The following is a 21,923-nucleotide window of genomic DNA, read 5'->3' on the forward strand; positions in this document are numbered from 1 at the left end:
CTTTCCGAACAGAGAAGTTAAGCCCAACTGCGCAGATGGTACTGCAGTTATGTGGGAGAGTATGTCGCCGCCTTCTTTTATTAAAGCCTTCAAGTTTTACTTGAAGGCTTTTTTTGTTATATAAACGTGATTCATAGCTTGTTTACAAGATTTATCTTATGAAAACCAAAGCGTTAGTGGGTGAAGTGGCATCCTTTTTTTAAAAAATAACACCAAAAAAGATATAACGGAACACACGACCTGAAAGGGAACGCACTAAAAATAATATAAAAGGTGTAATTTATGTAAAGAAAAGTTAATGTTTTGTATATTTTGGCAGAGAAATTTTAATGTCCTTTGATTTGATTATTTCAAATGGTTAAAAATTGAATACCTTTTAAAATTAAATCGTAATTATGAAGCACAAAAAAAGTCCCAATTGGGACTTTAAAAATTATATTCTCTTTAATTGTTGTTTCATCATTACAATTTGATCTTTCAACATATTGTGTTTGTCTAATTTTTTTGCTTCACTTAGCCATTTTTCTGCTTCAATTTTTCTTCTTTTTGAAGCAGCAATTCCTGCTAATTGAAGTTTGGCTAAAGCTAAGTCTTGATCCATACTTAAGCCAAGTTCAATTGCTTTTCTAAAGTATTTTTCTGCTTGATTTAGGTTAGTTTGCGAAACCATTAATCCATTTAAGTAATTATAATACCCTTGTTGTTTTTTAACCAAAGCTGTTTCTGGATTGCTAATTTTATCTAAATATTTTTTAGCGCCGTCAAAATTTTGTTTTCTTAACTGTAAAAATGATAAAATAATTAATTCATTTTTAAAATAGAATAAGATAAAAAGGGTTGATAATAGAATTAAAAATATTCCATTTCCAATATTACCACCAATAGTGAATAAGTAAATTGCAAATGAAATTAATCCTGCTGCTGTAATTAGTTTTATGTTTTTATTGAACATGATATTTAGTTTAGTTTGCAAAGGTAATAAAATCTATTAAAAATAATTTTAAAAAAGTATTTGTATTTGAAAAAAGTCTTTGTATATTTGCACTCGGTTTAAAGAAAGCCATATTATTAAAGAATTATATAGAATTTAAAAATACTAACAATGAGTAAGAGAACATTTCAACCATCAAAGAGAAAAAGAAGAAATAAGCACGGTTTCATGGACAGAATGTCATCTCCTAACGGAAGAAAGGTGCTTGCTCGTAGAAGAGCTAAAGGAAGACATAAATTAACAGTATCTTGTGAACCAAGACATAAGAAATAATGGTATTAGTTAATCGAAATATCAGGGTGTTACTATTTTAATAGTAACACCTTTTTTTTATATTTGCATTAAATTAAAATCTACAATAACACAACAATATGCCAAAAGACAATTCAATAAAATCGGTATTAATTATTGGTTCAGGACCAATAGTAATTGGACAAGCTTGCGAATTTGATTATGCAGGTTCTCAATCTGCACGCTCTTTAAAGGAGGAAGGAATTGAAGTTATTTTAATAAATTCAAATCCTGCTACCATCATGACAGACCCAACTATGGCTGATCATGTGTATTTAAAGCCATTGACTACTAAATCTATAATAGAAATTTTAAAAGCACATCCTCAAATTGATGCTGTTTTGCCAACGATGGGTGGTCAAACTGCTTTAAATTTATGTATTGAAGCCGATGAGAAAGGAATTTGGACGGATTTTGGTGTTAGATTAATTGGTGTAGATATAAATGCAATAAATATTACCGAAGATAGAGAGCAATTTAAAAATTTATTAAATAAAATTGGAATTCCTCAAGCGCCAGCTAAAACAGCAAACTCTTTCTTAAAAGGAAAAGAAATTGAGCAAGAATTTGGTTTTCCTTTAGTAATTCGTCCTTCATTTACTTTGGGAGGAACCGGTGCGGCTATTGTTTATAAAAGAGAAGATTTTGATGCGGCTTTAACTTACGGTTTAGAAGCGTCTCCAATTCATGAAGTTTTAATTGATAAAGCTTTAATGGGATGGAAAGAATATGAATTGGAATTATTGCGTGATAGTAACGATAATGTGGTAATTATCTGTACGATTGAAAATATGGACCCTATGGGTATTCATACTGGTGATTCCATAACTGTTGCGCCAGCGATGACGTTATCTGACACTACATTTCAACGAATGCGTGATATGGCCATTTTAATGATGCGTTCTATCGGAAATTTTGCAGGAGGTTGTAACGTGCAATTTGCTGTCTCACCTGATGAAAAAGAAGATATTGTTGCGATTGAAATTAATCCTCGCGTATCTCGTTCTTCTGCATTGGCATCAAAAGCTACTGGATATCCAATTGCAAAAATTGCATCGAAATTAGCTTTAGGTTATAATTTAGATGAATTGCAAAATCAAATTACGAAATCTACTTCGGCTTTATTTGAGCCAACTTTAGATTATGTGATTGTAAAAATACCACGTTGGAATTTTGATAAATTTGAGGGTGCAGATAGAACTTTAGGATTACAAATGAAATCTGTTGGAGAAGTAATGGGAATTGGACGTTCGTTTCAAGAAGCGCTTCATAAAGCTACTCAATCACTCGAAATTAAACGAAATGGTTTAGGAGCTGACGGAAAAGGGTATACCAATTACGAACAAATTATTGAAAAACTAACCTATGCAAGTTGGGACAGAGTTTTTGTGATTTATGACGCTATTGCGATGGGAATTCCATTGAGTAGAATTCACGAAATCACTAAAATAGATATGTGGTTTTTGAAGCAATATGAAGAATTATTTCATTTAGAAAAAGAAATTTCAAAATATAAAGTAGATTCTTTACCTAAAGAATTATTATTAGAAGCCAAACAGAAAGGATATGGTGACAGACAGATTGCTCATATGATGAAATGTTTGGAAAGTCAAGTTCATAAATTACGTGATGAAATGAATATTCAACGCGTTTATAAATTAGTGGACACTTGTGCCGCAGAATTTAAAGCACAAACGCCTTATTATTATTCTACTTTTGAAGCCGAAATTGAAAAAGCAGATGGTACGAGATACGTTCATAATGAAAGTATCGTAACTGATAAGAAAAAAGTAGTAGTCTTAGGTTCTGGACCAAATCGAATTGGACAAGGAATTGAGTTTGATTATTCTTGCGTACACGGTGTTTTGGCGGCTAAAGAATGTGGTTATGAAACGATTATGATTAACTGTAATCCAGAAACGGTTTCTACAGATTTTGATACGGCTGATAAATTGTATTTTGAACCTGTTTTTTGGGAACATATATACGATATTATTCAGCACGAAAAACCAGAAGGTGTGATTGTGCAATTAGGTGGACAAACTGCTTTAAAATTAGCTGAAAAATTATCGAAATACGGAATTAAAATTTTAGGAACTTCATTTGATGCGTTAGATTTAGCAGAAGATAGAGGAAGGTTCTCTGATTTATTGACGGAATTAAAAATACCATTTCCACAATTTGGAATTGCTGAAAGTGCTGAAGAAGCTTCGCAATTAGCAGATACATTAGATTTTCCTTTATTAGTCCGTCCTTCTTATGTGTTAGGTGGACAAGGAATGAAAATTGTAATCAATAAACAAGAATTGGAAGAACACGTTATTGATTTATTAAAATCGATACCAGGAAATAAACTTTTATTAGATCATTATTTAGATGGCGCTATTGAAGCTGAAGCGGATGCTATTTGTGATGCAGATGGAAATGTTTATATAATTGGAATTATGGAGCATATTGAGCCTTGTGGCGTCCATTCTGGTGATAGTAATGCTACGTTACCTCCTTTTAACTTGGGTGAGTTTGTAATGCAACAAATAAAAGATCATACAAATAAAATCGCAGTAGCTTTAAAAACGGTTGGATTAATTAATATTCAATTTGCGGTTAAAGACGATATTGTTTACATTATTGAAGCCAACCCGAGAGCATCTCGTACTGTACCTTTTATTGCAAAAGCGTATGGAGAACCTTATGTAAATTACGCAACAAAAGTAATGTTAGGAGAAAATAAAGTAACTGATTTCGCCTTTAATCCGAAATTAAAAGGATATGCGATTAAGCAACCGGTTTTCTCTTTTAGTAAATTTCCAAATGTAAATAAAGCCTTAGGTCCAGAAATGAAATCAACAGGTGAAAGCATTTTGTTTATTGATGATTTAAAAGATGATCAATTTTATGATTTATACGCAAGAAGAAAAATGTACTTAACGAAATAAATAAAAAAATCCCAATTGAAAAATTGGGATTTTTAGTTTTTACTATTTTCTAACTGGAATATTCTCTAAAATTTCCAATACAAATTTCCAATATTTTTGAGCGGATGCAATATTTGCTCTTTCATCTGGGCTGTGTGCGCCTTTTATTGTTGGCCCGAAAGAAATCATATCCATTTCTGGGTAATTGGTTCCTAAAATCCCACATTCTAAACCTGCGTGACAAGCTACAACTTGTGGTTTGGTTCCGTTTTGTTTCTCGTATATTGAAGTTAAAATATCTAATATTTCTGAGTTGGCATTTGGAGTCCAACCTGGATACGAACCTCCGAAAGTGACTTCACAACCCATTAATTCGAAAGCGGAACGTAAAGCGTTTGCTAAATCAAATTTTGAGGTTTCCACAGAAGATCGTGTCAAACATTGTACTGTTAATTTACCATTAGCAACTGTTATTTTTGCGATATTATTTGAAGTTTCTACTAAATTTTCAAAATCTGCACTCATTCTATACACGCCATTATGCGCTGCATAAATCGATCTAACCATATAAAACTGTGCCATTGGAGGCATAACTTTAGTAGGTGTTGTCGCTGATTTTTCAATTACAATTTCTAAATTGGGTTCTGTAGTTTTAAATTCAGCTTTTATTTCATTGATAATTTCTTGCATATCAAATGTAAATGCTTCATTGTAAATAGGAGCAATGGCTACTTCTGCTATACTTTCTCTTGGAATGGCATTACGTAAGCTTCCGCCATTAATAGTTGAAATTTGTAAACCAAAATCTTCAAAACCATTAAATAATAAGCGGTTCATAATTTTGTTTGCATTACCTAAACCTTTGTCGATATCCATACCTGAATGTCCGCCATTTAAACCTTTTACAGTAATGGTATAACCAACAGCATCGGCAGGAGTGTCTTCTTCATCGTATTCTGCAACTGCAGTAACGTCTACACCGCCTGCACAACCAATATCAATTTCATCGTCTTCTTCGGTGTCTAAATTTAAAAGGATTTCACCTTCTAATAAGCCACCTTTTAATCCCATTGCACCTGTCATACCAGTTTCTTCATCTATAGTAAACAAAGCTTCAATGGCAGGATGTGGAATTGTGGTGCTTTCTAAGATTGCCATAATTGTAGCAACACCTAATCCGTTATCGGCACCTAAAGTAGTTCCTTTGGCACGAACCCAGTCACCATCTACATACATTTCAATACCTTGTGTGTCGAAATCAAAATCGGTATCATTGTTTTTTTGATGCACCATATCTAAATGCGATTGCATTACAATGGTTTTACGATTTTCCATTCCGGTAGTTGCAGGTTTCTTTATAATTACATTTCCAACTTCGTCTTTAATGGTGTTTAAACCTAATTCTTGACCAAATTTCATCATAAAGGCAATAATGCGTTCTTCTTTTTTAGATGGACGTGGTACGGCATTTAAATCGGCAAATTTGTTCCAAAGCACTTTTGGTTCTAAATTTCTTACTTCTTGACTCATTTTATTTTTGTTCTGTTTATTTTTTAATGTTATTGTTCAAAATTCGTTATTCAATATTCAAAATTCGTTTTTTTTTGAATATTTAAACATAGTTTATAAATCGTAATATGAATTTGGATTTTTAGAAGTGTTAAATACAGAAATAATGTGAATTTTTTTGGTTTCTTCCGTAATGTAATAAAACACAATAAAAGGGAATTTTTTCAAAGGCAAACCTATATAATCTTTATATCTAATTTGAAAGTTTGAATTAATTATTATGGTTTCAATTGCGTTTTCTAAAGAAGTATAAAAAACTTCTCCCAAACCTTCTTTTTTTATATCATAATAGGAAACGGCTTCTTGAATATCATTGATAGCATTTTCTTCAAAGAAAACGGAATAACTCATTATTTTTTATTAAAAATTATCTTTGATTTCACTTCATTCCAAGGAATGTGATTTACTTCATTTGAGTTTTTTCGTCGAGTATCAAGTATATTTTTTATTTCAGATGTCATTTCGAAATCAGAAATAGTAGTATCATAATTAAACTTTTCTATTAATTGCATAAAAAAGTTTAAATCTTGATCAGGAATATTTAAAGTAACTTGTGTCATAAGATTAATAGCTATGAAACAAAATTATAAAAAATATTACTATTTATTAGTCTATTTGTAATAATTTTAGCAAATGAAAAAATATCTAAGTTTATTTTTATTCGTTCAAGTTATTCTGATTAATGTGCTTTCACTTTTTCCAGAAGTAGTAGAACGCTTTTACAGTAATGGCTTGTATTTGTATCTTTCTAAGATTAGTCGATTACTTTTAGGTTGGATTCCTTTTTCTGTAGGTGATATTTTCTATATTATTTTGATACTACTTGTTCTAAGATGGTTGTATAAAAATAGAATTGGTTTTTTGAAAAATTGGAAATCTAACGGTTTAACTATTTTGAATTTTATTTCGATTTTGTATTTTTTATTTCATTTTTTATGGGGATTGAATTATTACAGAATTCCATTGCATAAAAAAATAGGTATTGAAAAAGAATATACTAAAGAACAATTGCAAAATTTGACGTTAAAATTAATTGCCGAAACAAATCATTTGCAACTTCAAATAGAAAAATTACATTATAGGAAAGTGGTTTATAACTATTCAGAACAAAAAATGTATGAAATGGCTTTAAACGGATATGCTAATTTGCCTAAACCGTTGTCGCAAATTAAGTATCAACATAAAAGTATCAAATCCTCTATTTTTAGTTTGCCATTGAGTTATATGGGATTTGGAGGGTATTTAAATCCATTTACAAATGAAGCGCAGGTAAATAATTTAAAGCCGAAATACACTTCACCATTAACAATTTGTCACGAAATGGCACATCAAACCGGAATTGCCTCTGAAAGTGACTGTAATTTTATTGGATTTATTGCTGCTTCGCAAAATAAGGATGTTTATTTTAAATATTCCGCCTATGCTTTTGCTTTGAATTATTGTTTGTATAATTTAGAAGTAATGGAAGCAGGTAGTAGTAAAACGTATAAAGTATTTATTAATAAAGGTGTTTTGGAAAATTTTAACGAAAATAGAACCTTTTGGAAACACTATCATTCGTGGATTGATACTTTTTTTGAATACATTTACGACACATTTTTAAAAATGAATCAACAAAAAGATGGAATGGAAAGTTATAGTAAATTTGTAGGTTTATTAATTAATTACGATTTAAAACACCAGATAATTCATGCAAATTAACCCTTCAATTAACGGTTGGATTGAAAAATTTATTCAACAACATGCTGCTGATGTCGTTACATACGATACCGACGAGTCATTCTTTAGGGCTTCTCAAAAAAGTGGTTTGATTTATGGTTATGTTGTAAACTATCATCTAAAAACAGACATAGATGATGCGAAATGGGATGCTGAAGAAAAAATGAAAGTTGGTTTTTTAGCCACATTAATTGCTTTGTTTCAGTCTCAAAAGTTGAATTCAAAAAATGCTTTTTTAAATGAATTGTTGTCTTTTTACGATCAAATTTCAAGAGGAAAATTTAGTTTTTTAAATATGGTATTGCCGCAATCTAATTCATATCAAAAATTAGAGAGTATAATAAATGAACGTTTGCAAACAAATGATAATATTGTTACCAAAAATTTCACTCATATAGTAACCAATTCCATGTTGTATATTGATGTTTTGGCATTTGAATATTATCTTAAAAACAAATCGATTTCACTTGATTTTTTTAAGAATTTAGAACGAAAATGTTTGGCATTAATTATGTTTTCATTGAATGTGAAAAAACATAAATCGGAGTACGACTTAATGCTTCTAAAAATGTTTGAAAATTCGTTACGATATTCTAAGGTTTCTAAAATAAATAATCATGAAATTATTGATATTGTTTTTGAAGGGAATCGGTCTGAATTAGAAAGTTTATATCTATACGAAATTGCTCATATGACGTTGTTAAGCGATGGTGTTGTGTATGAAAACGAGCAAGTTTTTCTTTCAGAATTTGCTTTAAAATTAGGTTTAAATAAAATAAATCAAAACACTGGTTATGAATTAGTTGAATTTATAAATAAGAATAAAAATAATTTACCTTTTTATAATTTAAATCATCCGGTAAAGCAATTTTACACGAACACCCAAGATAATATTGCAAAGTTAGTAAGTAGGAATAAAACCCGTTTACTTAAAGAGCTTTCAGAGAGCAAAGAATTAGTAAAGTTATTAGGGAAATCAACTCAAAATGAATTAAGTTTTGAAGAAAAGAAAAAAGTAAAAAAACAGTTATTAGACATTTGCAAAAGCATTCCTTCGCTTACTATTTTTTTACTTCCGGGGGGTGGTTTATTATTGCCAATTTTAATAAAGTTTATCCCACAATTATTGCCTTCTGCTTTTAATGAAAATTTAAAAGATTAATAATTCGAAATCCAAGAAAAATATTCGTTTTTAATTTCTTCGTGGGCGGCATTTATGTGTTTTAGATAAGCATTTGCGACTGGACTAAATTTTTTCCCTTTTAACCAAATTAATCGCCAGCTAGAAACAATTGGTAATTTTTTTACTGGAATTATTTTAAGATCACCTTTGTCTAATTCATTTTTCAATCCTATTAGAGGCATTATCGAAAGTCCTAATCCTGCAATTACAGATTGTTTTACTGCTTCATTTGAAGTTAATTGGAGTTTCATATTTGGTTTAATTCCGTTTTGATCTAAATAATTTTCCATTGTAATTCTTGTTGCAGATCCAGCTTCCCTATATATAAGCGGGTAATTTGCAGCGTATTCAGCTAAATCATTTTTAGGATTACTATCTACATATTTATTACCTATTAAAAACAATTTGTTTTCTAAAATAATTTTCGATTCAACTTCTATATCTTTTGGAAGTATTGAAACTAAAGCAAAATCAATTTCATTATTTTTTAACGATTTTAACGTTTTTGTTTTGTTAGTCACATCCATCTCCAATTCTACTTCTTTATTATTTTTAATAAAATCACTCAAAAAATAGGGAATTACATATTTTCCTGTTGAAACTACTGATATTTTTAATCTTCCTGATAGTTGACCTTTGTAAGCTTGCGTTTTATAATTTATTGCATATACTTCATTAAGAATTGCTTCTGCTGCAGTTGCAATTTCTTTTCCAAAATCGGTAATATAAATTTGTCTTCCCACCATTTCTGTTAATGGAATATCAAATTGGTTTTGAAAATTTTTTAATTGTATTGAAACCGCTGGTTGAGTAAGAAATAATTCTTCGGCAGCTTTAGTAATACTTAAAGTCTCTGTTATTTTATAAAAAACCTGAAGTTGGTGTAAGGTATAATTCATAAATATATGTTATGGTTTGCATTACAAATATAAATAAAAATTTATGAATAAAAAATATCAATTTTGCAACATAAAATTATTTAACACAAAAATATAATGGAAAAAGAACAAGACTTTAAATTTATTGATGGTGTTTTTACTTTCGATGACGCTGACAAACTTTTAATTGCTTTGCTTAATTATAAAATCGATTATCATAATAGAGAAGATTTCAGTAACCATATCCGATTTAATCAAGAAATGGCACATTCAAAAGTTCGTATTCAAGAATTAATAGCAACTAAAGATGAAATTAAACAAGTTATTGCCAGTGCAAAAGAGAAAAATAAAAAATTGGTAATTAATAGTACGCTAACCATTCGTTTAGAAGAATAATATGTTTGAAGGTCGAAAAGTACTAATTGCTACAAAACATAAAAAAGAGCTTGTTATGACTCCTATTCTCGAGAAAGAACTTGCGATTAGTTGTTTTGTATCTGAACAATTTGACACGGATACTTTAGGAACATTTTCTGGTGAAATTGAACGTAAATATGATGCCTTAACCACACTAAGAAATAAATGTTTCCTTGCTGCTAATGCCTCAAAATCTGATTTAGTAATTGCAAGTGAAGGTTCTTTTGGAGCGCATCCATCTATTTTTTTTGCACAAGCTAATCAAGAATTAGTAATGCTAAAAGATTTTAGTAATGATCTTGAAATTATAGCAAAAGAAATTAGTTTGGAAACCAATTTTAATGGTCAAAAAATTTCTAATGAAACAGATTTACTGACTTTTTCCGAAAAAGTGAATTTTCCTTCTCATGCACTAATTTTAAAATCAGATGAAACTAACTTTTCAACTATTTTCAAAGGCATACAATCTAAAAACGAGTTGCTAGAAAAATTTCATAAATTAAATAATAAGAATGGTTTTGTACATGTAGAAACGGATATGAGAGCCATGTTCAATCCTACCCGTATGAAAGTAATTGAAAAAGCAACATGGCAGTTAATTGAAAAAATAAAATCACTTTGTCCTACATGTCAAACACCAGGTTTTGATATTGTAGATGCTGTTTCAGGTTTGCCGTGTGAGCTATGTAAAAATCCTACACGCTCCACTTTATATTATATGTATCAATGTAAAAAATGCCATTATAGTAATAAAAAAATGTTTCCAAGAGGTATTACTTATGAAGAGCCAACCTATTGTGATACGTGTAACCCATAATTTATGATTCAAATTTCAAAAGATTTAGATTTTGCGAAAAATCTGCTAGAAAACGATGAAGTAGTAGCTATTCCAACAGAAACGGTTTATGGTTTGGCAGGTAATATATTTAGTGAAAAGGCAATAAAAAAAATATTTGAAACCAAAAAAAGACCATTTTTTAATCCGTTAATCGTTCATGTGCATTCCTTAACTTGTTTAGAAGAGATATGTTCGGAAATTCCTTTAAAAGCGAAATTATTAGCAAATAATTTTTGGCCAGGTCCGCTAACGCTTGTATTAAAAAAACGAAATTCTATTTCTGATTTGGTTACTGGCGGAAAAGATACAGTTGCGGTTAGAATCCCTAATCATCCATTAACTTTAGATTTATTGTCTAAACTAAATTTTCCATTAGCAGCTCCAAGCGCAAATCCTTTCGGTTCAATTAGTCCTACTACAGCAGAACATGTTGCAAATTATTTTTCAAATACACTTCCATTGGTTTTAGATGGTGGTAATTGTGAGAATGGTATAGAGTCTACAATAATCGGATTTGAGAATGAAGAGCCAATTTTGTATAGACTAGGAGCTATTTCAAGAGAAGCGATTGAAAGCGTTATTGGTCCAATTTTACTTAAAAATAAAAACGAGAATGCTCCAGAGGCACCAGGAATGCTTACCAGGCATTATGCGCCCTTAACAAAAACTATATTAGTTAATGATGTAAAAAAAGAGATTGAAAAATATTCAACAAAAAAGATTGGATTGCTTTTATTTAATAATGTTACGATTGATAAAGAAGATGTAGTTGTTGAGATTCTATCAAAGAAAGGGAGTCTGAAGGAAGCTACAGCTAATTTATATGCGGCAATGCATCGTTTAGATACTCAAAATTTAGACCTAATTATTGCTCAAAAGTTTCCAGAAATCGATTTGGGAAACTCAATTAATGATCGTTTAGAACGAGCTACTAAAAACAAATAAAATGAATTTAGATTTACTATTTGAAAACCTTACGAACCCAGCGCTACTTTTTTTTATTTTAGGAATTGTAGCTGTAAAATTAAAAAGCGACTTAGAAATACCACCTAATTCTTCTAAGTTCATATCACTATATCTATTATTCTCTATCGGATTTAAAGGTGGCCAAGAATTAGCTCATAGCGAATTTACATTGGAAATTGTTTGGTCTGTTTTGTTCGGTGTAGTTATCGCATTGATTATTCCGATATATTCCTTCTTTATTTTGAGAAGAAAATTTAATGTTTTTGATGCCGGTGCAATAGCTGCCGCTTATGGTTCAGTAAGTGCGGTAACTTTTGTAACTGCTGCTTCTTTTTTAGAGATTCAACACATGACTTTTAGCGGGCATATGGTAGCTGTTATGGCATTAATGGAAGCACCAGCCATTATTGTGGGTGTCATATTAATACGAATGTTTGATAAGAAAAAAGAAACGAATACCTCACTTATATCTTTAATTAAGCATTCTTTTACCAATGGAAGCGTACTCTTAATTTTAGGTAGTTTAGTAATTGGTTTGTTGGCTAGTGAAGAACAGGCGATGGGAATAAAACCTTTTACAAATGATTTATTTAAAGGTTTTTTAGCCATATTTCTTTTAGATATGGGAATTGTAAGTGGTAAAAAATTAGGAGATTTTGTAAAAAGCGGCTGGTTTGCAGTATTTTTTGCTCTGTTTATTCCTTTGATTAATGGTTGTGTTGTAGCTTTATGCAGTCAAATAGTAACGGACGATATAGGCAATCGATTTATGTTAGCGGTTTTAGCAGCAAGCGCATCATATATTGCTGTGCCTGCTGCTATGAAAATTGCCGTGCCAAAAGCAAATCCAGGGTTGTTTTTACCTATGACATTAGCAGTAACATTTCCTTTAAATATTACGATAGGAATGCCTATTTACTTAACGCTAATTAAATGTTTGTAATTTTTTAGTTCGAAAACTTCAATTGATACACTTCATCTAATTCTTCATTAGAACTCATGTTTACGCCTAAATCGGTTACATAACCTGAATTTAAACCATAGGTCCAACCGTGAAGTGTAAGTTCTTGTCCATTTCTCCATGCATTTTGAACAATTGAAGTTTTCGCTAAATCAAATACTTGTTCTTGCGCGTTGACTTCAACAAATTTATTAAATCGTTCTTCTTCATCTTCAATAGTATTTAAATATGTTTCATGTAATCGATAAACATCTTTAATGTGACGGATCCAGTTATCTATTAATCCAATAGATTGATTACCCATAGCAGCTTTTACTCCACCACAACCATAATGTCCACAAACAATTACATGTTTTACTTTTAATACATTTACAGCATAATCTAATACGCTTAACATATTCATATCACTATGAATAACCATATTTGCAATATTTCTGTGCACAAAAACTTCACCTGGTTTTGCTCCAATAATTTCGTTAGCTGGCACACGACTGTCTGAACAGCCAATCCATAATAAAGGTGGTTGTTGTCCTTTAGCTAAATCTTTAAAATATTCTACATCAATTGCTAATTGATTTTCAACCCATTTTTTATTGTTGTCTAAAATCTTTTTGTAAAAATCATTACTCATTTTTCTATATTTTTATTTATTACTTCTTACTATTTCTACTTTTCGTTTCAAAGCATTGTATTTTTTTTCAAAAGTTACAGTGCTTTTAAAATATTCATTATTTTCTAAATTATATGCTTTTTTAAAACCTTCTAATTTCACATCAATATTTAATTCTTTTGCATTTACTTCTGCAAATTCTGTAATCAAAGTTAAAATATCGTGTGCAATATAAACAGTATTTGATGCATTAATGGTTACAAAAGCATTTTCTGGTATTTCAGATAATGTTGTTTTTATTGCCGCTTTGTTCAAAAACGAAACTTCCTGTGCTAAATCGATATGAATAATGTCGCCATCGTGATATTCTTCTTTTTTGAAATGGTAAGCACGTTTCATATTACCCTTTAAAACAAATATAACGCTAATAATCATTCCTAAAGCAACACCTTTTAATAAATCTGTAAAAACTACTGCACCAAAAGTAGCTATAAATGGAATAAATTGATATTTTCCTTTTTCCCAAAAATGCTTAATTGTTGCAGGATTAGCTAATTTATAACCTACTAATAACAAAACTGCTGCCAATGTAGCTAAAGGTATTTTATTTAATACTGTTGGAATTGCTAAAACACTTACTAGCAAAAGCACACCGTGAATTATTGCTGACATTTTTGATTTTGCTCCAGCAGTATTATTTGCTGTGGTTCTTACTACTACAGAAGTCATTGGTAAACCACCTAAAAGGGCACTCAAAATATTTCCAATTCCTTGCGCTTTTAATTCAACATTTGTATTGGTATATCTCTTTAACGCATCCATTCGGTCTGATGCTTCTATACATAATAAGGTTTCAATTGAGGCAACTACAGCAATAGTTATAGCAACAATCCAAACTTTTGAATTTGAGATGGCAGTAAAATCTGGTGTTACAATAATATTTTTGAATTCTTCTAAAGTAGTTGGTACAGGTAAACTAACCAAATGCTCTTTTACGATCGCTAAATTACTTCCAGATTGTATAAAAAATTCGTTTAGCAGAATACTTATAATAACCGCTACTAAAGCTGGTGGAATTAGTTTTATTTTCTTTAAAACATCAACTTTATTCCATAAAATCAATATTGCCAATGAAATCAGAGCTATTACAATTGAACCTAATTGAATATGATCAAATATATTGAAAATTTCAGAAAAAGTATTTTGTCCATCAGGTTGAAAAAAAGATTCATCACCTTCAAAATCTGGATCATAACCAAATGCGTGAGGAATTTGTTTCAATATTATAATTACTCCAATTCCAGCCAACATTCCTTCAATAACATTATTTGGGAAATAGTTAGAAATACTTCCAGCTTTAATAAATCCTAAAATCAACTGAATTAATCCAGCAATTAAAACAGCTAAAAGAAATGCGTTAAATGACCCTAAATCAGTTATTGCGGTTAAAACAATTGCTGTCAAACCTGCCGCTGGACCAGAAACACTTAAATGCGACTGACTTAAATATCCAACAATAATTCCGCCAACAATACCCGAAATAATTCCTGAAAATAAAGGTGCTCCACTTGCTAATGCAATACCGAGACATAATGGCAAAGCCACTAGAAAAACCACTAAACCTGAAGCGAAATCAGATTTAAGGTTTGAAAAAAGATTGATTTTTTTAGACATACCAAAATATAAATTTAATAAATTATTCTTCGATGTTGAAACAAACATCGATATGTGAAAACGTATTAAACTAATTCTGGAGGTGGAGAAAAAATTTCTTTAAATTGAATATTATGATTACTTAGAAAATGAAATAAATTTAATTCATCATCATTAATTGATGTTTTGAAATAAAATTTTTCTGAAAAAAATATTTTGTCAAAAAAATCCAGTTCATTTTTATCTAATTCTTTTTCTTCAGAATTATCTAGCTCTTTTTCAGATTTATCGATGTCACAAAATGAATAGCATTTTTCAACATCCTTTACAAACCAACTAAGTGTAGGCATCGTTAAAGATGATACGAAAATAAAAATTACTATTTGTGCTATGGTTTTCAATGTATTAAATAAATTTATGGCAAATATAAGCAATTATTATGCATTTTGTTTCAATTTTATAACAAAACATATTGCAGGTTAGTTACTTCTCAATTAAATTATTTATACTTTTGTAAGCAGAAAACTGATAAAATGACAACATCACAACTTATTGAACAAATTCGTCTAAAAAAATCATTTCTATGTATTGGCTTAGATGTTGATTTAACTAAAATCCCAGCACATTTATTAACAACAGAAGATCCAATTTTCGAATTTAATAAAGCGATCATTGATGCTACGCACGATGTATGTGTATCATATAAACCAAATACGGCATTTTATGAAGCTTATGGCATCAAAGGTTGGCAATCGTTACAGAAAACAATCGATTATATAAACAATAACTATCCCGATATTTTCACAATTGCCGATGCAAAACGCGGTGATATTGGAAATACATCAACAATGTATGCCAAAGCTTTTTTTGAAGATTTAAATTTTGATTCGGTTACAGTGGCGCCTTATATGGGAAAAGATTCTGTAGAACCTTTTTTGGCTTTTGAAAACAAACATACTATTATGTTAGCTTTAACGTCAAATGAAGGTGCTTTCGATTTTCAAACTTTAAATACTAACGGACAAGAATTATATAAAACGGTTTTAGAAACGTCTAAAAATTGGAAAAACAGTCAAAATTTAATGTATGTTGTAGGGGCTACAAAAGCAGAATATTTTACAGAGATTAGAAAAATTGTACCAAATAGTTTCTTATTGGTTCCAGGCGTTGGTGCTCAAGGCGGAAGTTTAGCCGAAGTTTGTAAATACGGAATGAATGAAAACGTTGGCTTGTTAATCAATTCTTCACGAGGTATTATTTATGCTTCAAACGGAACTGATTTTACTGAAAAGGCAAGGGAAGAAGCATTGAAGTTGCAACAAGAAATGGAAGTTATTTTAAGTAAAAAGTAAAAAGTAAAAAGTAACAAAGTTGCAAAGTTGCAAAGGGACAAAGTAAAAGCTAGTCAATCTATATTTTCTAGGCATAGCGAAGCTACCTAATTTACCAAAATCTTTTCTTTGTTTCTGTATGTTTAATTATAGTAGAAAATTAAAAACCAATACCCAAAACCCAACACCCAAAACCCATCACCATTAAAAATGAAACAATTCACAGACCAAATTGGCACTATTCACACCTTCGAAAATGCACCGAAAAGAATTATTTCTTTAGTGCCGTCACAAACGGAATTGCTTTATGATTTGGGTTTGGAAGATTCAATAGTTGGTATTACGAAGTTTTGTGTGCATCCGTTTCATTTTAAATCTACTAAAGAAATTATTGGCGGTACGAAAACCATCAAATTCGATAAAATAAAAGCGCTAAAACCAGATATTATCATTGCCAATAAAGAAGAAAACACCAAAGAAATTGTAGAGCAATTAAGAACTATTTGTCCAGTTTGGGTGACAGATATTGTTACAATTGCCGATAATAATAAAATGATTGAAGATTTCGGAAATCTGTTTAATAAAAGAACCAATGCACAAAAGTGGATTGATAAAATTAACTTCGGATATCAAAAACTCCAAACTCTTTTAGCTTCAAAATTTGAAGAAAATGCCAAACAAAAAGTAGCGTATTTTATTTGGGCCAACCCATATATGGTTGCTGCTGGCAATACATTTATTAATGAGATGCTAAAATTGAATGGATTAGAAAATATCTACGATAAAAATCCAAAATATGAAGGAAGATATCCAGAAGTGGTCATAAATAAAATTCGAATTCAAGGTGATCCTGATTTTGTGTTTTTATCTTCTGAACCTTTTCCTTTTACTGATGAGCATGCATTCGAATTAGGCAGACATACGCACCACGCAAAAACTATTTTTGTTGATGGTGAAATGTTTTCTTGGTATGGAAGTCGTTTAGTTAAAGCATTCGATTATTTCACTTTGTTGCAAGAAAAGCTTTACATTTACAAATAAAATGATAGCTTATACCACATACGAAAATAAAAACACGACTGAATGGGTAACGTTTGTCCATGGCGCAGGTGGTAGTTCTTCTATTTGGTTTAAACAGATAAAAGAATTTAAAGCGCATTTTAATGTTTTATTATTAGATCTTCGTGGTCATGGAAATTCAAAAGAGAAAATTACTAAAAAATATACATTTAAAGCCATTGCTAATGATGTTTTAGAAGTTCTCAATCATTTAAATATTCAAAAATCACATTTCATAGGAATTTCTTTAGGAACAATCGTAATCCGACAATTTGCAGAAATGTACGAAAACAGAGTACAGAGTATGATTATGGGCGGTGCTATTTTGAAAATGAATTTTCGTTCCCAAATTTTAATGCGATTGGGTAACATGTTCAAATATGTATTACCTTATTTGGTTTTGTATCGCTTTTTTGCATTTGTTATTATGCCAAATAAAAACCATAAGCAATCTCGTTTGTTATTTATCAATGAAGCAAAAAAACTCTATCAAAAAGAATTTATAAAATGGTTTAAGCTAACAGCCGAAATCAACCCAATTTTAAAATGGTTTCGTCAAGTGGAATTAGCAGTTCCTACTCTTTATGTAATGGGAAACGAAGATTACATGTTTTTACCTTCTGTGAGAAAAGTGGTAGAGAGTCACTACAAAACCTCAAAATTACTCGTTTTAGAAAACTGTGGTCATGTGGTAAACGTAGAAAAATGGGAATTATTTAATTCGGAAGTAATTCAATATATAAAAAATCAAAATAAGGTATAAAAAAAAACAACTGAAACCTGAATTTCAGTTGTTTCTTGACTAAAAACTAACCTTAAAAAACTATTTATTGTTTTGCAAATATCAGAATTTTAGTTAGTTAATACTGTTAAGATTTTGTTATACTTATTGTAGAACATGTTAAATTTCAAAAATAGTTACTTTAATCAAATCGAATTTAAAGATTTATATTAGTTCTAATTTTTGATTTTAGATACTTCACATTTTATAATTTCAAATAACACATTATTTTTAAATTTTTATTGATTTTTTACATCTATAAATTAGAAATAAAAATTATTAAATTCGTAAATTGCACCCTTAAAATCGATTAATATTTAAAAATGGAACCACAAATACCTTATATTCCTGTTAATAAAGTAAGAATTGTAACCGCAGCGTCACTTTTTGACGGACACGATGCAGCCATTAACATCATGCGAAGAATTATCCAAGCGACAGGTGTAGAGGTAATTCATCTTGGACATGATAGAAGTGTTGAAGAAGTTGTAAATACAGCCATTCAAGAAGATGCGAATGCGATTGCAATGACGTCTTATCAAGGAGGTCACAACGAGTATTTTAAATACATGTACGATTTGCTTAAGGAAAAAGGAGCTGGGCATATTAAAATATTTGGCGGAGGCGGAGGCGTTATCTTGCCTTCAGAAATTTCAGAATTACACGAATACGGCATCGAAAGAATTTATGCTCCAGATGATGGTCGTGCTATGGGATTACAAGGTATGATTAATGATTTGGTCAAACGTTCTGATTATCCAATTGGTGATAAATTAACTGGAGAATTATCCCATATAGAAGAAAAAAATCCAACTGCTATTGCAAGATTAATTTCGGCCGCTGAGAATTTTCCAGAAATTGCAAAATCGTTTTTTGACCAAATTCACCAAAAGAATGAAACGTCTAAAATTCCTGTTTTAGGAATTACCGGTACAGGTGGCGCAGGAAAATCATCTTTAGTAGATGAATTGGTTCGTCGTTTTTTAATCGATTTCCCAGAAAAAACAATCGGATTAATTTCGGTTGACCCATCAAAACGTAAAACAGGTGGCGCTTTATTGGGCGATAGAATTCGTATGAATGCAATTAACAATTCAAGAGTTTATATGCGTTCGTTGGCAACTCGTCAATCCAATTTAGCCTTGTCAAAATATGTGGCAGAAGCTATCGAAGTATTGAAAGCTGCTAAATACGATATCATTATTTTAGAAACGTCTGGAATTGGACAATCGGATACTGAAATTATAGAGCATTCAGATGTTTCGTTATACGTAATGACTCCCGAGTTTGGAGCAGCAACACAATTGGAAAAAATCGATATGTTGGATTTTGCGGATTTAGTGGCGCTGAATAAATTCGACAAACGTGGTGCTTTAGATGCGATTCGAGATGTCAAAAAACAATACCAACGCAATCATAATTTATGGGATGTAGATACAGATAAGATGCCTATTTTCGGCACAATTGCATCACAGTTTAACGATCCAGGAATGAACACGTTGTACAAATCCATTATGGATAAGATTGTAGAAAAAACAGGAGCTGAATTACAATCTACTTTTGAAATTACACGCGAAATGAGTGAGAAAATTTTCGTAATTCCACCACACAGAACGCGTTATTTATCTGAAATTGCAGAAAATAATAGAAAATACGATGAAACGGCACTTTCTCAAGTAGAAGTAGCTCAAAAATTATACGGAATTTTCAAAACTGTGGAATCGATATCGGAAACCAAACCAATGTTAACCAAAGCTGGAATTGACCATAATTTTGTCATTCCGAAGGAATCTCAAGTTTTTATGAATTTACTTTTAGATCAATTTGATAAAGTAAAAATGAACTTAGATCCTTACAACTGGGAAATCATTTTAACTTGGGACGAAAAAGTAAACAAATACAAAAATCCAGTTTATAGTTTTAAAGTTCGAGATAAAGAAATTAAAATCGCAACACATACCGAATCGCTTTCGCATTCGCAAATTCCAAAAGTAGCGTTACCAAAATACCAAGCTTGGGGCGATATTTTAAAATGGAATTTACAAGAAAATGTTCCAGGAGAATTTCCTTTTGCGTCTGGTTTATATCCATTTAAAAGAGAAGGCGAAGATCCAAGTAGAATGTTTGCTGGTGAAGGTGGTCCAGAACGAACGAATAAGCGTTTTCATTATGTGTCTGCAGGATTGCCAGCAAAACGATTATCAACAGCTTTTGATTCGGTGACTTTGTACGGAAATGACCCTCACATTCGTCCTGATATTTATGGAAAAATTGGAAATGCCGGAGTTTCGATTTGTTGTTTAGACGATGCGAAGAAATTGTATTCTGGTTTCGATTTGAGTCATCCAATGACTTCTGTATCTATGACGATTAATGGACCAGCACCAATGTTGTTGGGATTCTTTATGAATGCAGCTATCGATCAAAACTGTGAAAAATACATTATTGAAAATGGTTTACAAGCTGAAGTCGAAGCTAAAATCAACGAGATTTATAAGCAAAAAGGCGTAACGCGTCCGACGTATCAAGGCGATTTGCCAGAAGGGAATAATGGTTTAGGTTTGATGCTTTTAGGCGTTACAGGTGATCAAGTTTTACCTTTTGAGGTGTACCTAGATATAAAAATCAAAACTTTAGCACAAGTCCGTGGTACAGTTCAAGCCGATATTTTAAAAGAAGATCAAGCACAAAATACGTGTATTTTCTCTACAGAATTTGCTTTACGTTTAATGGGCGACGTACAAGACTATTTCATTAAAGAAAACGTTCGTAATTTTTATTCAGTTTCTATTTCAGGATATCACATTGCTGAAGCGGGCGCGAACCCAATTACGCAATTGGCATTTACGTTAGCTAATGGTTTCACTTACGTGGAATACTATTTGAGTCGCGGAATGAACATCAATGATTTCGGTCCAAATTTATCGTTCTTTTTCTCTAACGGAGTGGATCCAGAATATGCAGTTATTGGTCGTGTAGCTCGAAAAATTTGGGCGAAAGCTATGAAAAACAAATATGGAGCGAATGAAAGAGCACAAATGTTGAAATACCACATTCAAACGTCTGGACGTTCGTTACATGCCCAAGAAATTGATTTTAATGATATTCGTACCACGCTACAAGCTTTGTATGCGATTTACGACAACTGTAACTCGTTACATACCAATGCTTATGACGAAGCGATTACCACACCAACCGAAGAATCAGTACGAAGAGCTATGGCGATTCAGTTGATTATTAATAAAGAATTAGGTTTAGCGAAAAACGAAAACCCAATTCAAGGTTCTTTCATTATTGAAGAATTAACTGATTTAGTTGAAGATGCTGTTTTACAAGAATTTGACCGAATCACAGAACGTGGCGGTGTATTGGGAGCAATGGAAACCATGTACCAACGTTCTAAAATTCAGGAAGAAAGCTTATATTATGAAACCCTGAAACATACAGGTGAATTTCCGATTATTGGTGTAAATACCTTCTTAAGTTCAAAAGGATCTCCAACGGTTATTCCTGCTGAGGTTATTCGTGCAACGGAAGAAGAGAAAGCCTATCAAATAGCAATGCTAACGAATCTGCAACAAGCAAATGCAGATACAGTTTCTAATCAAATTGAATTATTACAAAATGCGGCAATTAAAAACGAAAATATATTTGCCTTATTAATGGAAGCTACAAAAGTGTGTTCGTTAGGTCAAATTACTAGCGGATTATTTGAAGTAGGAGGACAGTACAGACGCAACATGTAAAATTTTAAGTTTTTT

20 protein-coding genes are annotated in these 21,923 nt (G+C 31.0%); 12 read left to right on the forward strand and 8 right to left on the reverse strand.

Annotated features, from left to right (window positions below):
* Positions 1 to 433: 433 nt before the first annotated feature.
* The gene (locus tag ACIQ16_RS06680; protein WP_396149871.1) at positions 434 to 952 is read right to left on the reverse strand and encodes a DUF2892 domain-containing protein; all 519 of its coding nucleotides are present in this window, start codon (positions 950 to 952) and stop codon (positions 434 to 436) included.
* 150 nt (positions 953 to 1,102) lie between these two features.
* On the opposite strand from ACIQ16_RS06680, the gene rpmH reads away from it, so the two are divergent.
* The gene (gene rpmH, locus ACIQ16_RS06685) at positions 1,103 to 1,264 is read left to right on the forward strand and encodes a 50S ribosomal protein L34 (protein ID WP_091315350.1); all 162 of its coding nucleotides are present in this window, start codon (positions 1,103 to 1,105) and stop codon (positions 1,262 to 1,264) included.
* Positions 1,265 to 1,362: 98 nt separating this feature from the next.
* Positions 1,363 to 4,218 (forward strand): carbamoyl-phosphate synthase large subunit, encoded by a 2,856-nt coding sequence (carB, locus tag ACIQ16_RS06690; protein ID WP_396149873.1) that lies wholly within the window; start codon positions 1,363 to 1,365, stop codon positions 4,216 to 4,218.
* A gap of 42 nt (positions 4,219 to 4,260) precedes the next feature.
* On the opposite strand, the gene ACIQ16_RS06695 is transcribed toward carB, so the two are convergent.
* From ACIQ16_RS06695 to ACIQ16_RS06705, 3 genes are all read right to left on the reverse strand, one after another.
* On the reverse strand, positions 4,261 to 5,727 hold the full coding sequence (locus tag ACIQ16_RS06695) for an aminoacyl-histidine dipeptidase (RefSeq protein ID WP_396149875.1): 1,467 nt from the start codon (positions 5,725 to 5,727) through the stop codon (positions 4,261 to 4,263).
* Between the two features lie 93 nt (positions 5,728 to 5,820).
* Entirely contained in the window at positions 5,821 to 6,117 is a 297-nt protein-coding gene (locus ACIQ16_RS06700; RefSeq protein WP_396149877.1) for a type II toxin-antitoxin system RelE/ParE family toxin, read from the reverse strand.
* A complete protein-coding gene (locus ACIQ16_RS06705) occupies positions 6,117 to 6,326 on the reverse strand; it encodes a hypothetical protein (protein WP_396149879.1) in 210 nt (69 codons plus the stop codon). The genes ACIQ16_RS06700 and ACIQ16_RS06705 overlap by 1 nt, the downstream gene beginning before the upstream one ends.
* 73 nt (positions 6,327 to 6,399) lie before the next feature.
* Here ACIQ16_RS06705 and ACIQ16_RS06710 point away from each other — a divergent pair, with 73 nt between their 5' ends.
* Positions 6,400 to 7,467, forward strand: a complete 1,068-nt coding sequence (locus ACIQ16_RS06710; protein ID WP_396149881.1) for a DUF3810 domain-containing protein — start codon at positions 6,400 to 6,402, stop codon at positions 7,465 to 7,467.
* Positions 7,457 to 8,647, forward strand: coding sequence for an LETM1-related biofilm-associated protein (locus ACIQ16_RS06715; protein ID WP_396149883.1), 1,191 nt, complete (start codon positions 7,457 to 7,459; stop codon positions 8,645 to 8,647). Before ACIQ16_RS06710 ends, ACIQ16_RS06715 begins: the two co-directional genes overlap by 11 nt.
* On the opposite strand, the gene ACIQ16_RS06720 is transcribed toward ACIQ16_RS06715, so the two are convergent.
* Complete coding sequence (locus tag ACIQ16_RS06720) at positions 8,644 to 9,567, reverse strand: LysR family transcriptional regulator (protein WP_396149885.1); 924 nt, start codon at positions 9,565 to 9,567, stop codon at positions 8,644 to 8,646. The two genes, ACIQ16_RS06715 and ACIQ16_RS06720, sit on opposite strands and share 4 nt — an antisense overlap.
* A gap of 96 nt (positions 9,568 to 9,663) precedes the next feature.
* Between ACIQ16_RS06720 and ACIQ16_RS06725 the strand changes: the two genes are divergently transcribed.
* The 4 genes from ACIQ16_RS06725 to ACIQ16_RS06740 are packed head-to-tail and all read left to right on the forward strand — an operon-like array spanning position 9,664 to position 12,710.
* Positions 9,664 to 9,942: a hypothetical protein gene (locus ACIQ16_RS06725; RefSeq protein WP_396149887.1), complete on the forward strand. Its 279-nt coding sequence runs from the start codon at positions 9,664 to 9,666 to the stop codon at positions 9,940 to 9,942.
* 1 nt (position 9,943) lies between these two features.
* Positions 9,944 to 10,780: a DUF6671 family protein gene (locus ACIQ16_RS06730; RefSeq protein WP_396149889.1), complete on the forward strand. Its 837-nt coding sequence runs from the start codon at positions 9,944 to 9,946 to the stop codon at positions 10,778 to 10,780.
* A gap of 3 nt (positions 10,781 to 10,783) precedes the next feature.
* A complete protein-coding gene (locus ACIQ16_RS06735; protein WP_396149891.1) occupies positions 10,784 to 11,746 on the forward strand; it encodes an L-threonylcarbamoyladenylate synthase in 963 nt (320 codons plus the stop codon).
* A 1-nt stretch (position 11,747) separates the two neighbouring features.
* On the forward strand, positions 11,748 to 12,710 hold the full coding sequence (locus ACIQ16_RS06740) for a sodium-dependent bicarbonate transport family permease (RefSeq protein WP_396149893.1): 963 nt from the start codon (positions 11,748 to 11,750) through the stop codon (positions 12,708 to 12,710).
* A gap of 4 nt (positions 12,711 to 12,714) precedes the next feature.
* Here ACIQ16_RS06740 and can read toward each other — a convergent pair whose 3' ends face one another.
* From can to ACIQ16_RS06755, 3 genes are all read right to left on the reverse strand, one after another.
* Positions 12,715 to 13,359, reverse strand: coding sequence for a carbonate dehydratase (gene can, locus ACIQ16_RS06745; protein ID WP_353079079.1), 645 nt, complete (start codon positions 13,357 to 13,359; stop codon positions 12,715 to 12,717).
* A 12-nt stretch (positions 13,360 to 13,371) separates the two neighbouring features.
* A complete protein-coding gene (locus ACIQ16_RS06750) occupies positions 13,372 to 15,012 on the reverse strand; it encodes a SulP family inorganic anion transporter (protein ID WP_396149895.1) in 1,641 nt (546 codons plus the stop codon).
* Positions 15,013 to 15,077: 65 nt separating this feature from the next.
* Entirely contained in the window at positions 15,078 to 15,392 is a 315-nt protein-coding gene (locus ACIQ16_RS06755) for a hypothetical protein (protein WP_396149897.1), read from the reverse strand.
* A gap of 132 nt (positions 15,393 to 15,524) precedes the next feature.
* Between ACIQ16_RS06755 and pyrF the strand changes: the two genes are divergently transcribed.
* The 4 genes from pyrF to ACIQ16_RS06775 all read left to right on the forward strand — a co-directional run bounded on the left by pyrF (position 15,525) and on the right by ACIQ16_RS06775 (position 21,908).
* Positions 15,525 to 16,343, forward strand: a complete 819-nt coding sequence (pyrF, locus tag ACIQ16_RS06760; protein WP_396149899.1) for an orotidine-5'-phosphate decarboxylase — start codon at positions 15,525 to 15,527, stop codon at positions 16,341 to 16,343.
* 189 nt (positions 16,344 to 16,532) lie between these two features.
* Positions 16,533 to 17,363 carry an ABC transporter substrate-binding protein gene (locus tag ACIQ16_RS06765; RefSeq protein ID WP_396149901.1) on the forward strand — a complete coding sequence of 277 codons (831 nt, stop codon included), beginning with the start codon at positions 16,533 to 16,535 and terminating at the stop codon, positions 17,361 to 17,363.
* 1 nt (position 17,364) lies between these two features.
* Positions 17,365 to 18,144 (forward strand): alpha/beta fold hydrolase, encoded by a 780-nt coding sequence (locus ACIQ16_RS06770; RefSeq protein ID WP_396149903.1) that lies wholly within the window; start codon positions 17,365 to 17,367, stop codon positions 18,142 to 18,144.
* Between the two features lie 341 nt (positions 18,145 to 18,485).
* Positions 18,486 to 21,908 (forward strand): methylmalonyl-CoA mutase family protein, encoded by a 3,423-nt coding sequence (locus ACIQ16_RS06775; RefSeq protein ID WP_396149905.1) that lies wholly within the window; start codon positions 18,486 to 18,488, stop codon positions 21,906 to 21,908.
* The last annotated feature ends 15 nt before the right edge of the window (positions 21,909 to 21,923 follow it).

This window comes from Flavobacterium sp. (assembly GCF_044360715.1).
GTDB lineage: Bacteria > Bacteroidota > Bacteroidia > Flavobacteriales > Flavobacteriaceae > Flavobacterium.